Annotated in this window: 10 protein-coding genes; 7 read left to right on the forward strand and 3 right to left on the reverse strand. The window is 44.2% G+C overall.

Features of this window, described 5'->3' with window-relative positions; translation table 11 throughout:
- Positions 1 to 193 precede the first annotated feature (193 nt).
- From AC0VYT_RS08765 to AC0VYT_RS08790, 6 genes are all read left to right on the forward strand, one after another.
- Positions 194 to 1,624 (forward strand): gamma-aminobutyraldehyde dehydrogenase, encoded by a 1,431-nt coding sequence (locus AC0VYT_RS08765; RefSeq protein ID WP_005019629.1) that lies wholly within the window; start codon positions 194 to 196, stop codon positions 1,622 to 1,624.
- Positions 1,625 to 1,641: 17 nt separating this feature from the next.
- Positions 1,642 to 2,412, forward strand: a complete 771-nt coding sequence (locus AC0VYT_RS08770) for a nuclear transport factor 2 family protein (RefSeq protein WP_005019627.1) — start codon at positions 1,642 to 1,644, stop codon at positions 2,410 to 2,412.
- Positions 2,413 to 2,468: 56 nt separating this feature from the next.
- Complete coding sequence (locus AC0VYT_RS08775; protein ID WP_005019626.1) at positions 2,469 to 3,188, forward strand: FadR/GntR family transcriptional regulator; 720 nt, start codon at positions 2,469 to 2,471, stop codon at positions 3,186 to 3,188.
- A gap of 73 nt (positions 3,189 to 3,261) precedes the next feature.
- Entirely contained in the window at positions 3,262 to 3,969 is a 708-nt protein-coding gene (locus AC0VYT_RS08780) for a cache domain-containing protein (RefSeq protein WP_005019624.1), read from the forward strand.
- A 195-nt stretch (positions 3,970 to 4,164) separates the two neighbouring features.
- The gene (locus AC0VYT_RS08785; RefSeq protein WP_005019621.1) at positions 4,165 to 5,496 is read left to right on the forward strand and encodes an APC family permease; all 1,332 of its coding nucleotides are present in this window, start codon (positions 4,165 to 4,167) and stop codon (positions 5,494 to 5,496) included.
- 19 nt (positions 5,497 to 5,515) lie between these two features.
- On the forward strand, positions 5,516 to 6,931 hold the full coding sequence (locus AC0VYT_RS08790) for an NAD(P)/FAD-dependent oxidoreductase (RefSeq protein ID WP_005019620.1): 1,416 nt from the start codon (positions 5,516 to 5,518) through the stop codon (positions 6,929 to 6,931).
- Between the two features lie 116 nt (positions 6,932 to 7,047).
- On the opposite strand, the gene AC0VYT_RS08795 is transcribed toward AC0VYT_RS08790, so the two are convergent.
- Entirely contained in the window at positions 7,048 to 8,295 is a 1,248-nt protein-coding gene (locus tag AC0VYT_RS08795; RefSeq protein ID WP_005019617.1) for an aromatic amino acid transport family protein, read from the reverse strand.
- Positions 8,296 to 8,544: 249 nt separating this feature from the next.
- Between AC0VYT_RS08795 and pdxR the strand changes: the two genes are divergently transcribed.
- A complete protein-coding gene (gene pdxR, locus AC0VYT_RS08800; protein WP_005019616.1) occupies positions 8,545 to 10,032 on the forward strand; it encodes a MocR-like pyridoxine biosynthesis transcription factor PdxR in 1,488 nt (495 codons plus the stop codon).
- 94 nt (positions 10,033 to 10,126) lie between these two features.
- Here the strand turns inward: pdxR and AC0VYT_RS08805 are convergent, their stop codons facing one another.
- Both AC0VYT_RS08805 and hrpA read right to left on the reverse strand, forming a co-directional pair.
- Positions 10,127 to 11,236 carry a beta-ketoacyl-ACP synthase III gene (locus AC0VYT_RS08805; RefSeq protein WP_005019614.1) on the reverse strand — a complete coding sequence of 370 codons (1,110 nt, stop codon included), beginning with the start codon at positions 11,234 to 11,236 and terminating at the stop codon, positions 10,127 to 10,129.
- 30 nt (positions 11,237 to 11,266) lie between these two features.
- Positions 11,267 to 15,091: an ATP-dependent RNA helicase HrpA gene (hrpA, locus tag AC0VYT_RS08810; protein ID WP_227592525.1), complete on the reverse strand. Its 3,825-nt coding sequence runs from the start codon at positions 15,089 to 15,091 to the stop codon at positions 11,267 to 11,269.
- Between the last annotated feature and the right edge of the window lie 213 nt (positions 15,092 to 15,304).

Below are 15,304 nucleotides of genomic sequence, written 5' to 3' on the forward strand. Positions count from 1 at the left end.
CTTCAAGGTTATGTTAGGTTTTTAAAAATTAAGTTAATCTTTTTAGTTACTTACTAATTGCTAAAATAATTAGATAAATTTTTTTGCTTACTCCTGCTTTTATTTCTTTTTAAAAAAATAATTTGACAGTTTAAATAAAACATAATACATATAGTTTTATATGTAATATTTTATAACCAAGGAAGAGTAAAAAATGACGACTGTAAAACTAAAACATTTCATTAATAGTGAATATTCTGAACCGCAAAATAGTAATTATTTTGATCTGATCAGTCCGGTAACTGGAGAAGTATATGCACAGTCGCCTAATGCAACTGAAGCAGAGGTAGATGCAGCTTATGCTGCTGCTAAAGAAGCATTTAAAACCTGGGGACGGACTACGCCCTCTGCACGCCAGAAAGCTTTACTGAGCCTGGCCGATGCTATTGAAACCAATGCAGATCGTCTGATCGAAGCACAGAGCCGTAATACTGGTCAGCTTAAGCATTTGATCGCCTCTGAAGAAGTAGCAATATGTGCGGACCAGATCCGCTTTTTTGCAGGCGCAGCACGTTTACTGGAAGGGACAGCAACATCTGAATATCTGGAAGGCTTAACGTCCAGTATCCGCCGTGAGCCAGTAGGTGTAGTCGGTCAGGTAACACCCTGGAACTATCCACTCATGATGGCTGTCTGGAAAATTGCACCTGCACTGGCTGCAGGCAATACCGTTGTGCTTAAACCTAGCGATACCACACCGGAAAGCACTTTACTGCTGGCAGAAATTGCAGCACCATTCTTTCCAAAAGGCGCTTTTAACGTGGTGTTAGGCAAGGCAGATGTAGGCTCTAAGGTGGTTTCACATAAAGTTCCAGCCTTAGTATCGATTACCGGTTCAGTGCGTGCCGGCTTACAGGTGGCAGCCTCTGCTGCGGCCAATCTTGCCAAGGCTCACCTGGAACTTGGAGGTAAGGCTCCGGTTCTAGTTTTTGAAGATGCCGACCTCGACAAAGCGGCTGAGATGATAGCCATGACCGGCTTTTTTAATGCTGGGCAAGACTGTACCGCCGCAACCCGAGTAATTGTATCTGAAGCCGTACATGATGAATTTGTGCAGAAACTGGTGGCTGCTGCAAAGAACACTCGGTTCGGTGAACCAGATGATGAAAATGCCTTATATGGCCCACTCAATAATGCCAACCAGCTTAAACATGTGACAGGCTTTATTGAACGTCTGCCCTCACATGCCCAAATTGAAACTGGTGGTCGTCATGCTGACCGTCCAGGCTATTATTTTGAACCTACAGTGATTACTGGTCTGCAACAGCAGGATGAAGCAATTCAAAATGAAATTTTTGGTCCAGTGATTACCGTACAAAAATTTAGTGATGAAACGGATGCCATTTATAAAGCCAATGATGTTGAATACGGCTTGGCTTCAAGTGTATGGACCAGGGATCACGGGCGTGCTACACGTCTCAGCCGCGAACTTGATTTTGGTACAGTATGGGTCAACACGCATATTCCGCTGACTGCTGAAATGCCACACGGCGGCTTCAAAAAATCAGGTTATGGTAAAGACCTGTCAGGTTACGGTTTTGAAGAATATACCCGTATCAAGCACGTAATGAGTTCAAACGACTAGTCAGGCTGGAGCTAAACATGAATCAACAGGAAATTAAAGCACTGGTCGGAACTGCGCATCATGAACTGTTCAGCCTGCATGACACCAGTGCGCTTGAACGTTACTTCTCGGCAGACTTTATTGAACACTCGCCTCTGGTCGCAGATGGGCTTTCTGGTTTGCGTCAACTGGTACAAGACTGTCCAAATCTTAAACATGAAGCTGTTCGCATCTTGGCCGATGGCGATCTGGTCGCTATTCATGGACGCTTTGAAGGGCTAGATGAACAGCCACTGGTCGGTTTTGATATTTACCGGGTTAAAGATGGCAAAATTGTAGAACACTGGGACGGATTAGTCCCTGAAGCAGCAGCCAATCTTAGTGGCCGTACCCAGCTTGACGGGCCCACTGAGGTAGCAAAGACTGGTCAGGAAGAATATAACCGGTCACTGGTACAAGAATTTTTTACCCGTACGCTGATCGAAGGTGATTATGAAGGCTTCAGAGATTATGCTAACGGCGAATTATTTCAGCAGCATAGTCCTGATATTGGCGACGGTACTATGGCAGTGATCGATTTCCTCAACAAAATCCGTAACGAAGGTCAAGGTTTGCTATACTCGAAAATTCATCGCACCATTGCCGATGGCCAGTTTGTCTTGACCCACTCTGAAGGAAGTATTGCAGGTACACGTCATGCCTATTTTGAATTATGGCGTGTAGAAGACGGTAAAATCGTTGAACTCTGGGATGCAATTGCTCCAGTTCCCCAAGATGACCAGGCTGTACATCGCTATGGCGTATTTTAAAGATTAGCCGCTTCCTGAGCCGGGTATTTTATGCCTGGCTTTAAAGAGAGTTAGCCATGACAGCACACACCATTATATTTGCGCCTATCGAGCAGGCCACGCGCTCGGAACAGGTGGTAGGACGGCTAGAAAATGCAATCATTTCCGGTCTGCTCAAAAGTAATGAACAGCTTCCAAATGAGGCCGATTTGGCCCGCCTCATGGGGGTATCACCCATTACGGTTCGTGAAGCATTAAACACCTTGAGAGTAAAAGGCCTGATTGATACGCGACGTGGACGTAACGGTGGAAGTTTTATCTGTGAAATTTCTCCTGATCTGTTGCTAGAGCAGCATCCCTTGCGGCAGGCCAGCAGTGATTATCTGGCAGATCTGGGCGAATACCATAGCGCCATTCTTGGCCATAGTGTATATCTGGCTGCCCAGCGCACGACAACACAAGATCTTTCAAAAATGAGGGAACTGATCAATCTGTTTGCACAGGCTACACAACCGGATACCCGCGCACAAACCGATATGCGCTGTCTGTTAACTCTAGCTTCGTTTGCACAGTCTTCAAGACTAGCCAATCAGGAGCTTTCTATTCAGGCAGAGTGGGCCCCTCTGGTTGCGATACTTTATCAGGATACAGACTTTCATACAGATGTAGTTGAGCAGTATCAACAATTATTGCCATTGCTAGATCAGGCAGATGAAGCTCAGGCAGCACTGCACACCAAAAAAATTATCTCGATGCTGACTGACCAGATGCTCGAGTACAAACTGTCCATCGCATAACAAGAATAGATATACCGGAACGTTGCATGTTCCTATCCAGACAGTGAAATAACAGGGACAAGGATATAAAGGAATGAAAACAGAATTATATGTAGAACAGCTCCAGATGTTACTCGAGCAGGTTATAAGTGAGACCACTTCAACTGCACAGCAATTGGCTCAGCAGACCAGCCATATTTTATCTCGACGTATAATAGATCCGGGCCGCGGTATTAAACTGTCGACTGAGGAGCGTCAAGCTTTACAATATGAAATTAAGGCTGCATTAGAAAAATCGACTTATACCCATGGGATTGGTTTTGCAGGATATACTCCCGAAAACCAGGAAGAAAAAGATTACTGGACACTGGAATGGTGGTTTAAAAAAGGTGATGAACTGCAACAGGCTAAACTTGAAAACTACCAGAATGCCCAGCGTTTTCTCGATTTCCGGTCCTTTGACTGGTTTCAACAGCCAGCATGCAGCAAGCAGCCCTATATTCAAGGGCCTTATGTCGACTATATCTGTAACGGTGCCTACACGATTACCACAGCCTATCCCGTAATGGTACAAAGCCAGTTTGTAGGGGTAATTGCTATTGACTTACTGGTCTCTTCACTTGAAAAAGTTTTTCTGCCTAGCCTTCGCAAAATCAAGCAGGCTGCTGTGATTATTAATGATACAGCCCGTGTAATTACCTCCAACACAAAAGGTTTTCGCACGGGCACTCTGGTGAGACATACGCCTATGGCTAGTACAATTGTGCGGTCATCCCAGCCCTTGCAGCTACTGGTTTTATAGCTTTAAACCAGTTATAGGTAAAGGCTTTAAATTGAGCCTCTGATTAGAAGCCAAGCCACCTTATAAATTACAAGAACCTGAGCTTAAAAGTTTGGGCACATATTCTTTATGCTTATTTTATTTATATCAGCAACATATCAGTGACTGGCTTAAAAATTGCAGGGTAGCAAACAGAAATATAAGGGCTTTTATAATATGGAAAAAACTACTGTAAATTTAAAAAAACTGACCCTCTGGCAAGTCATTATTATTGGTATTGCCTACATGACTCCGATGACGGTATTTGATACCTTTGGCATTGTTTCGGGTGTTACCGATGGACACGTACCTTTAGCTTATATACTGGCATTAATTGCAATGGTGCTAACTGCATGGAGTTATGCGCGTTTTAGTCGTGAATCTGAAAAAGCAGGTTCAGCATATACCTATACTGCTGAAAGCTGTGGTCCACAATACGGCTTTTTTGTTGGCTGGTGCGCGCTGCTGGATTATCTCCTGCTTCCGCTCATTAATGTGTTACTCGCTTCCATTTACCTCACTGCCCTGATTCCAGATGTTCCTTATTGGGCTTGGGTCATGATTTCTGCAAGTGCTGTCACGCTGGTGAATTGTTTTCGTATCAACATATTAGCCAACTTAAGTCTGGCTTTTGTTTTTGCGCCTATTATTCTCATGGTTATATTTGTTTATCTGGTAATTCAGGGTATAGGCTCTTCTCAAGGTTATGAGCATGTTCTGACTCTTACGCCCTTATGGAATGGAGATCATGAGCTTTTACCACTTATCGCTGGCGCATCAATTTTATGTTTTTCATTCTTAGGTTTTGATGCAGTCACGACATTATCTGCTGAAACCAAAGACCCGAAGCGGAATATCCCACGTGCGGTACTGATGACCACCCTTATTGGCGGTTTGATCTTTATTAGTGCATCTTGGTTTATCCAGCTTTATTTTCCCAGCAATGTCCGTTTCAATAATCCGAGTGAAGCCCTGCCAGAAATTGTGCTTTATGTAGGTGGAGCCTTTTTTCAGTCGGTTTTCCTGTGTGGGCAGATTATGAATACCTTTGCTTCCGGCCTTGCTACCCATGCCAGTGCCTCGCGGCTTTTGCATATCATGGGCAGAGATGGTATTTTCCCGCGTAAATTCTTTGGTGCAGTTCACTTTAAACTCGGTACGCCACTTTTTTCGGTATTATTTGTCGGCCTCATTTCAATGAGTGCAGCTTTTCTGGATCTCGCCCAAGTCGTTAGCCTGATCAGTTTTGGTGCTCTGGTCGCCTTTACTGCGGTGAATTTTTCAGTATTTATGCAATTTTATATTAAAAAACAGCAACGCAGAGGACTCAGAAATAAGTTCCTCAACCTGGTTTTACCATTTATTTCGGTCTGTGCCATCTTGTGCCTCTGGTTCAATCTGGATCATTCTTCCTTGATATTTGGTTGTATCTGGTTATTGGCCGGTATCTCCGTTTTCTTTTACAAAAAATTTAAAAAGCAGAATATTGCTATCAGCAATGTTTATTAATTCATTGAGGTCAAAAGCCATGTTAAATATATCTAAACCTATAATATTAAATGATGTTGTTTTTAAGCAGTCAACCACTCAACAGGCAGGTAAAGAATGGAACTGGGTTAATCCCCGTCATCTACAGGCTGACCATCCGGCAAATTACTATGAAAGTTCTCTGGCAGACTGGCATGAATTTAATGCCCTGCAAACTGATTGTGAATGTGATGTGGTTGTCATTGGTTCAGGCCTGCTAGGCGCCTCTACTGCATTACATCTGGCTGAACAGGGGGTCGAAACTGTTATACTTGAGAAAAATCGTGTTGGTAGTGCCGCTTCGGGGCGTAATGGTGGCCAGTTGACACCTGGTCTGGCCCGCTGGGAAGCAGGTGAAATGGCAGAACATTTTGGCTATGAAGATGCAAAAAAACTCTGGCATTTTACTTCTACAGAGGCGATGCGGTTAATTGATGAAATCTCTGAAAAATACGGTCTGGATTTTCAGCGAAAACGGGGACACATTACTGCTGCGGTTCATCAAGGTCATCTGGTTGGTCTTACCCAAGGCGCAGATGCCCGTAAATATCTGGGTGAAGACCATACACGTATTGTAGGTAAACACGAATTAGGTGAATACATTAAATCAGACTATTATACCGGCGGGCTGATTGATGAGTTAGGCGGCCAGATTCATCCACTTGCTCTAAACCGTGGCCTGATTTATGCCTTCTGCAAAAATGGGGGTATCGTGTATGAACAGACTGAAGTAATTGCAATTGAAGAAGCCGAAGACGGCGTTTATGTCAGAACAGCAACTGGTACAGTCAAGGCACGTAAAAGTGTAGTGATGGCTGTACATCATGCATCATTTAAGTTGCTTCCACAGAAAAAACAGACGACGCTTCCCTTCTATACTTACGTTAGTACCACTGCTCCGCTTGAGCTTGATATTCATGAGCTTCTGCCTGAGGAGCATCCGGTTTACGACACCCAATTTCAGATTGACTATTATCGCCCGGTCACACAGAACCGGTTGTTGTTTGGCGGACAAGGTACAGGTAGCTGCTGGTCACCAGAGAAGACCTTGAACTATTTAAAAAATCGTATTCATACAGTTTTCCCACAGCTCAAGCAGGTTGAAATCGATTTTGTCTGGAGTGGTACCACTGATTTGACAGTCAATGGTGCTGTAGACAGCCGTAAGTTCGGGAGTAAGTTTCCAATTTATGCCGTGCATGGCTGGAGTGGCCACGGTGTTGCGCAGACTGTGCGTATTGGTAAAGCCATTGCAGCAGATTTTATTGGTCAATCTAGTGATTTTAAAATGCTCACCCAGATTGATCATGCCAACATCCTGTTTGCGCGCACTCTGGCCCCTGTTGTGATTCCAATTGCAAAAAGTGCTTATGGTGTGGGAGCTTTAATGAATCCAGGTAAAATGGTGTCTTTTTAATATTTTATTTAAGAAATATAAATAGTTTTCTCCAGCTTAAAATCATTAAAAACCGGTAAAGCAAATCGCTTTACCGGTTTCATAAATGAGCAGTTAAGGTTTAGAAACAATAAAAATTACCAGCCAGCTGGCAATAATTTGAATAATGCAGCAATAGCATAAACAGCACTGGCAAAATAGATAAGAATAATCAGAATTTTAATGCCCGGGTGAGTAATGGCAGAGCTGCATGTCCATGAAGGTTGAATATCTCCACGCGCACGCGCACCTTTTAAAATAAGCATGGGCATGATAGACAGGACTACACCGCTAAATGTTCCCGCGATATAAAGAGCATTAACGAAAGAGACCATACCGCTATAAGCCAGCAAAAATGGTGGAAGAGTTACAATGGCCATGACCAGAAGACGCTTTTTCATATCGGTATGAATTGCCAGTTTAAAACGATCACCGATATTTGTAACCAGACTGCCACCTAGCCCCCAGTACGAAGTCAGCATTGCAAACAAGGCAAACAGGTTAGCAGAGAAAAAGGCCCAATTACCCAGTACCTTGCCCCAGCTTAAAGTTGCTACCTGGGTAATGTTATCCAGACCACTAAGAGCAATCACGGACATCGGTACCGCAGCCAGCAGAATAAATGTAATTACCATACCGGTAATAATAGCTTTTGGCAGCTGCTCAGGCTTATCACTAAAACCACGTGCCATTTCTGGCACGATATATTGGGCAGAAAAACAGAACACCACGACATTAAATACTGGAATCATATAGATCCAGTTGCCCTGCATCAGATTTACAAACTGGGTTTTTTCATTGAGCAATGTCGCACCGAATAAAATTGCCAGCATAGCAACCATGCATATACAGATTACTTTTTCACTACGGCCAATCGCTTTTAATCCGAGCCATAATATTCCTGCCGCGGGAATAAAGAAAATAAGACTGCCGAGTGACCTTGGCAGGCCGGTCAGCGAATTCAGCAGCTCACCACTACCACTCATATAGGCGATTAATGCACCCATTGAATTAACACAAACCGCTGCGAAAATAATCCATGAGCCTAAAGCACCTACATAACGCTCGGACAGGCCGCTTAGTTGCAGATGTGCCCGGGTTCTTAATGTTGACTCGGCAACATATAGCATGGTAATGGTGGTCAAAATACCAGCGACAATTAACCAGAATAGCAAGGGCATAAAACCTGCCTTACGCGCTGCATAGGCTATAGAAAGAATACCTGCACCAATATTGGTGCCGACAATCATTGCAACGCCTTCCAGAAAACTTAAAGATTTGACAGGCGCTTCTTTGCACTCTGCAACGGTAAAAGGTACTGCGCCTTGTATGGTCTCTTCTGACATGATGAATTCCTTATAAATTATAGTCCTTGATGACTTAGGTTTCTAATTTCCTGTTATGCTTTTTAACGGGTTCAGATTCATCTTCTGATCAATCCTGCTTGTTTTAAGACCCTTGAATTTCAGTAAATTAAGCCTGAGTATATGTTCAGCTCCAGGGTTGAACCTGCTGGCCCATCCATAAGGTTTTATAATTTCATGCTTTATGGGGCCAGAAACGAGAGCCATTTTTAATAAACCGGAGAGAGCCAATTGCTTAGCTTGTTAGGAGACCATCTGTTACAGCGCTTACAGAAACAGACCGAGGGAGCTCTATATCACCGGGTATTCTGCTGTTTACGTGATGCCATCACAGAAGGTATTTTACCGCCTAAAACACGGCTACCGGCTTCGCGTGATCTGGCTCATGAACTCAAGGTTTCACGTAATACTATCTTGAATGCCTATGAGCATTTACAGGCACAAGGTTATATTCAGGCACATACGGGACGTGGCAGCTGGGTCGCTGAAAACCTGCCGGAGAGCTATCTGACGGTACCGGGACATGAACATCTGGCAGAACAGCCCAACCAGCAACAGTTAAAGCATCTGTCTAAGCGTGGTACTGCATTTCTTGAAAGTGCAGCCGCATCCCCCTATCAGTGGGGTGCTTTTGTGCCAGGCGCACCAGACGTTACCGAATTTCCACACGCCGAGTTTGGTCGGATTCTGAACCGTTTAAGCCGCCAGCCGGAAATTTCACGGCTCATCTATAGCAATGACGGGGGCTGTCTTGAACTTAAACAGGCATTAGCAGATTATTTGCGGGTTGCGCGCTCTGTACGCTGTGAGGCTGACCAGATTCTAATTACTGAAGGTATTCATCAGGCAGTAGATCTGGTTTCACGCTCTTTATGCGATGCCGGTGATCAGGTCTGGATTGAAGATCCGGGATACTGGGGTGCGCGTAATATTTTACGGATCAATGGACTGTGTATTAATCCGGTACCCGTTGATCATGAAGGTCTTATTCCTGATCATACGTCTTCCGTTCCTAAACTGATCTTTGTTACTCCCTCACATCAGTATCCGCTTGGTTCGCACTTGAGCGTATCCAGACGCCGACAACTGTTAGACCTGGCCCGTTATCACGGCAGCTGGATAATTGAAGATGACTACGACAGTGAATTTCGCTTTTCCGGCCAGCCTTTTCCCTCCTTGCAGGGACTGGAAGAAAATACGCCCGTCATTTATATGGGAACGTTCAGTAAAACGATTTACCCGGCTTTACGGATCGGTTATATGGTCATTCCTAAAAGTCTGGTCGAATCACTGAAAACGGTAGCTGCCGAGCTTTATCGGGGCGGGCATTTACTTACACAGCGGGCACTGGCTGAATTTATTCAAGAAGGTCATTATGCCGCTCATATCCGTCGGATGCGAATTTTGTATGGTAAACGCCGTGCATTTCTAATTGAACTGATTGAGCGCTATCTGGGCACAGAGTTTATTCATGAATTTAGTCATGCAGCAGGGTTACACCTGGTCCTCAAGCTGCCAGAGCATAGTGATGACGTTGCAATTGCCAGAATGGCCCTTTCGCGTGGTGTCAAAGTAAGACCTTTATCACGCTATTATTCGGATGCAACCCGCTCACAAGCCGGACTGCTACTGGGCTTCGCCTGTGTAAAGGAGAAAGACATGCTTGTAGCATTTAGCGTATTAAGACAATGTCTAAAAGAACATCAGATTGCACTTTGAGCCGGGTTAAAGCTACCCTTTTACTCACTATACAAATGCAATAAAAAGGGCACAGCCTAAACTGTACCCTTCTTAAGAGTTTAACAAGATATTTTTATACTACGTGCTTTTGTACCAGAATACAGCCTACAGAATAACCTGCACCAAACGAGCACAGAATTCCATATTCACCATCGTTTACTTCGTGTGCTGTGCGGTGCATGGCAATAATGACCCCGGCAGAAGAAGTATTGGCAAATTCATCCAGAATAATTGGAACAAGCCCTGGCTGGGCTGCTTCTTTGCCTACTACCAGCTTCAAGATTAATTCATTCATGCTGGCATTGGCCTGATGTAACCAGAAGCGTTTTACTTCATTAGGCTGAATACTGTTTTTCTCAAGTTGAGCAGTAATCATTTTTGCGACCAGCGGACATACTTCCTTAAATACTTTGCGGCCATCCTGACGGAAACGCTTGTCATCAATATTGGCATTTTCACTAGTATTTAAAAAACCAAAATTATTACGAATATTGTTGGAAAATTGAGTAAACAGTTGTGTGTCCAGAATTTCAAAGCCAGATTTGCTGTCTGTATTTTCAATAATAGAAGCAGTCGCTACATCACCAAAAATAAAGTGACTGTCACGTGAACGGAAATCAGAATGCGCAGATGTAATTTCAACATTGACCAGCAATACACGACGCGCGCCTGTCTTAATGGCATCATGAGCCTGTTTCAGGCCAAAGGTCGCTGCAGAGCATGCCACGTTCATGTCATAGGCATACCCCTGAATTCCCAGAGCAGTCTGAATTTCAATAGCAACTGCCGGGTAAGCGCGCTGCATGTTTGAACATGCCAGAATCACGACATCAATATCTTCAGGTGTAACACCAGCATTTTCCATCGCCTGCTTGGCAGCAATTACGCCCCACTCTGCCTGTAACGACAGCTGGTCATCAGCACGTTCCTGCAAATGTGGACGCAAACGTTTCGGGTCAAGAATACCAGTTTTTTCAGACACATAACGACGCTTGACGCCTGATGCCTTTTCAACAAATTCAGCACTTGAACCACGGCGGGGCTCTAGTTCACCTGCAGCAATTTTTTCAGCATTTTCTAGGTTATACTGTTCCACATAAGCATTTAAACTTTCAACTAACTCTTCGTTGGTAATGACATTTTCAGGATGAAACAAGCCAGTACCAGTAATGCGGATGCCCATGTAAAACTCCTTTTAAAGAATGACGGTATTTTAACTGATTCCGAGCCGATCCCATAGTTTTTGCAGTCGAGTTGCAGAAACAGGTATTTTGGTCTTCATAGGCTGGGAGAACAGGGAAATACGTAATTCTTCAAGCATAAAGTAAAAGTCTATAGATTTCGGATTGTTACGGACACTGAATAACTTGTCCATCCACGGGTCAACCTGGGCAATAGCAGCTTCATCACGTTGCAGGTTATTAGGCAAACGCTCCAGACGCAGAACCAAGGCCTTCAAATAACGTGGAAATTCTGCCCATACCTCAGGCGGCTGGGTATAAACGAAATCGCCCAGTTGCATCAGGTCAAGCTGATCTTCAATATCATCAATACTACGCCCAAAAATTTCCGGATCAAGCACGAGCAGTTTACGGCGAATATCTTGCCACTGAATAAAAATATCGCTGAGTGCTGCCAAAGCCTGCTGGCCATAACTCAGGAAATTTCCCTTAACCTCTGCCAGTACATTCTGGAACTCTTCGGCATTCACCGGCAGTTCAGTTAATGCCATTTGCAAAGTCGCATATACCAGCATTTGCTCCAGTTTGGCCCGGTCACCTAATGGCGAATAAGCCAGAGCCAGAGGCTTACCCAACTGCTTTTTAAGCTGACGTATCAGGTCACCTAACTGCATGTGAATCAGACGAATTACTCCTTCACGATGCTGTTTAATGGCTTCGGCCTGATCATTAAAACTTTGTATAACAACACCTGATTCATCTTTAGCTTCTATCTCACTAAAGCTTTTTACCGGAACCAGAGCCTGATACTGTTTTATCACTACGCCTGTTACTTTCTGAGTGGCTTCAAAAATAAAGCTTTCCGGAAAAGTTTTATATTCACCTTTCAGCTGTTTTACCGGTCGCTGGGTTTCCTGACGGCAACGTGCTTTTAGCTCTGCCAGATCACGTCCTTTTTCAATCACTCGGCCTTTTTCATCAGTTACCTTGATAAAAGGAATCAGGTACTGATCAATCCGTTCAACTGAAAAATCCTTCTCTGTAATCTGTTCACCCCGCAAGGCAAATGTCAGATAATTCAGAACATGACGCTGCAAATCCTTATCCTGTACCTCACGCAGCAACTTGCGTGCAGTATCCGGGATCGGCACCAGATTACGTCGTTTATCCTTTGGCAAAGATTTAAGCAAGGCCTCAACCAGTTCCTGACGCCAGCCTGGAATTCCCCAAGACCAGATCTCTTCATTGACCTGCGCTAATGCCTGTAATGGAATTTTTACTGTAGCCCCGTCTTCATCATGGCTTGGGTCAAAGCGGTAACTTGCAGCCAAACGTAACTGTCCATTTTGAAGATAATCCGGAAACTGCTGTGTAGTCGGACGGTCATTCAGCCAGAGTGACTCTTCATCGACATATAAGAAACGCGGTTCTTTGGCCTCAACTGTAGCCAGCCAGTCTTCAAAACTGCGTCGGCTGGCAATTTCAGAAGGAATTTTAGAAGCATAAAACTGATAGACAGTTTCTTCATCTACAACCAGATCACGTCGGCGCAGCTTGTCTTCTACCCGCTCTACTTCTTCAAGTTTAAGCAGGTTATGTTTTAGAAATGGCGGTATAATGCCCAGGTTACCGGTTGTGAGAGCATCTCGCAGGAAAATCTCATGAGCTGCTGCCTGATCAACTTTTTCAAAATTGGTCAGGCGTTTTGGCTCAATAATTAAACCAAATAGCGAAATCTGGTCATAGGCATTTACAATACCTGTTTTTTTCGACCAGTGTGGCTCAAAATAGTGATGCTTCAGCAAATCACGGGCTGCTAGCAAAATCCATTCCGGTTCAATTTTAGCCAATGTCCGTAGATAGACCTGTGAAGTTTCTACCATTTCAAAAGCCATTACCCAAGATGCACCCGCCTTATGTAAAACAGAAGCAGGAAAAATTCGTGCCTTTTGCTGGCGCACCGCCATATAGACATTTTTTTCATCAGTCTTGTTGGCAATAAAGGAAAGTAATCCGGTTAGCAGGGCTCGGTGCAGGTTTTCATAACTGGCAGGTTTATCATTAAAACTCAGCTTTAAGCCTTCAGCCAGTTCAACAAGTTGTTTATAAGTCTGTTTCCATTCACGTAAACGTAGCCAGCTTAAAAAATGCTGACGTGCAAATGCGCGACGTTTATTTTCACTTAGCTGGTTATCCTTGTTGCCTTTTAAAGTTGACCAGAGCTTCAAATAAAATAGAAAATCTGAATCAGCTTCTTTAAATAAAGCATGTTTCTGATCCGCCTGAGTCTGTTTATCCGCAGGTCGCTCACGTGGGTCCTGTACAGCCAGTGCGCTCACAATAATCAGAGCTTCATTTAACGCACCGAAGTGTGCCCCACCCAGAATCATGCGGGCAAGTCTTGGATCAATTGGCATACGTGCCATCATCTGACCAATTTTAGTCAGCTCAGCTTTTTTCTCGTTTAGTGCACCCAGTTCAATGAGCAGCTTACGTCCATCATTAACCAGGCGGTGGTCAGGCGGCTCAATAAAGTCAAAATTTTCAAGATTTCCTAAACCTAAACTCTGCATTTGCAGAATGACTGAAGCCAAGTTTGTCCGCTTGATCTCAGGTTCTGTAAATTCTGGCCGGCTTAAAAAGTCTTCTTCACTATACAGACGAATACAGACCCCAGGCGCAATACGGCCACAGCGCCCCTTACGCTGGTTTGCAGCAGCTTGCGATATCGCTTCAATCGGCAAGCGCTGTACGCGCGAGCGATAACTATAGCGGGAAATACGGGCAAAACCGCTATCAATCACATAGCGAATATTAGGAACAGTCAGTGCCGTTTCTGCCACGTTAGTAGCAATAATAATGCGCCGGCCCTTTCCTCCCGGATTAAAAATTTTCTGCTGTTCACCTAAACCCAGGCGTGCGAACAGTGGCAAGATTTCTGTATGCCGTGGACCATGTTTTTCCAGAGTTTCCTGAAGTTCGCGAATCTCCTGTTCTGTACTTGAAAAGATCAGGATATCTGCATGTTCCGGATGACCTTTTTCTTCTGCATCCTTGAAGCACTCTTCTACAGCCTGAACTACTGCACGTGGTAAATTTTCTTCGAAGTCATCAAACTCATCATCATCACTTCCTGCAATGTTCAGGTCGGAAATCGGACGATAACGTACCTCAACCGGAAAACTCCGGCCTTCCACTTCATAGACTGGTGCACCATTAAAGTAATGACTAAACCGATTTACATCTAGTGTTGCCGAGGTAATAATGACTTTTAAATCAGGACGTTTTTTAATGAGCTGCTTCAGGTAGCCCATAATAAAGTCAATATTTAGTGAACGTTCATGCGCCTCATCAATAATAATCGTGTCATATTTAGTCAGATAACGATCATGGGTCAGCTCAGCCAGCAGAATTCCGTCTGTCATCAACCGGACTATAGAATCCTGTGAGCCCTGTTCATTAAAACGGACTTTAAAGCCAATGGATTCCCCAAGCTTTTCACCCACTTCTTCAGCAATACGCTGTGACACGCTACGCGCTGCCAGACGTCTCGGCTGGGTATGACCAATCATTCCCGTCAGGCCGCGGCCTGCCAGCATTGCTATCTGGGGTAATTGTGTTGTTTTACCAGAGCCGGTTTCACCTGCCACAATAATGACCTGATGCGTTTGTATTGCTTCAATCAGTTTGTCCGCATATTGCGTGACTGGCAAATCCTGATTCAGTTTAATATTCGGGAGGCGTTCTACACGTGCCCGCACCTTGGCGTTAGATTTTTCAAAAAGTTCCTGATACTGCTTGGGATTTGCATCTTTACCTTTACCTAGCCGATTTAAACGATAAGAGTCCCGCGCCATGACCAGTTGATCTACATTTAAATGACTCAGCACCGAGCGCAATTCCTGATATAAAAATACGAACTGTCTATTTTACGCCGTAATGACATCCAGTGAAAGAATTCTCACTTTAATATATTTAGTGTTTTTTTCATTTTAACCCTTGAATTTTAAAGGGTCCGACGGCATGTTATATGCGTAGCAAAAATGCTTGTCCCGACTGGCTCTAGATTT

This window comes from Acinetobacter sp. QJM3NY_42, assembly GCF_056173745.1.

Coding starts and splice junctions, on each gene's coding strand:
- AC0VYT_RS08790 (WP_005019620.1), top strand. CDS start 5,516: ATGTTAAATATATCTAAACCTATAATATTAAATGATGTTGTTTTTAAG.
- AC0VYT_RS08770 (WP_005019627.1), top strand. CDS start 1,642: ATGAATCAACAGGAAATTAAAGCACTGGTCGGAACTGCGCATCATGAA.
- AC0VYT_RS08785 (WP_005019621.1), top strand. CDS start 4,165: ATGGAAAAAACTACTGTAAATTTAAAAAAACTGACCCTCTGGCAAGTC.
- AC0VYT_RS08780 (WP_005019624.1), top strand. CDS start 3,262: ATGAAAACAGAATTATATGTAGAACAGCTCCAGATGTTACTCGAGCAG.
- AC0VYT_RS08765 (WP_005019629.1), top strand. CDS start 194: ATGACGACTGTAAAACTAAAACATTTCATTAATAGTGAATATTCTGAA.
- AC0VYT_RS08805 (WP_005019614.1), bottom strand. CDS start 11,236: ATGGGCATCCGCATTACTGGTACTGGCTTGTTTCATCCTGAAAATGTC.
- AC0VYT_RS08795 (WP_005019617.1), bottom strand. CDS start 8,295: ATGTCAGAAGAGACCATACAAGGCGCAGTACCTTTTACCGTTGCAGAG.
- hrpA (WP_227592525.1), bottom strand. CDS start 15,091: ATGGCGCGGGACTCTTATCGTTTAAATCGGCTAGGTAAAGGTAAAGAT.
- AC0VYT_RS08775 (WP_005019626.1), top strand. CDS start 2,469: ATGACAGCACACACCATTATATTTGCGCCTATCGAGCAGGCCACGCGC.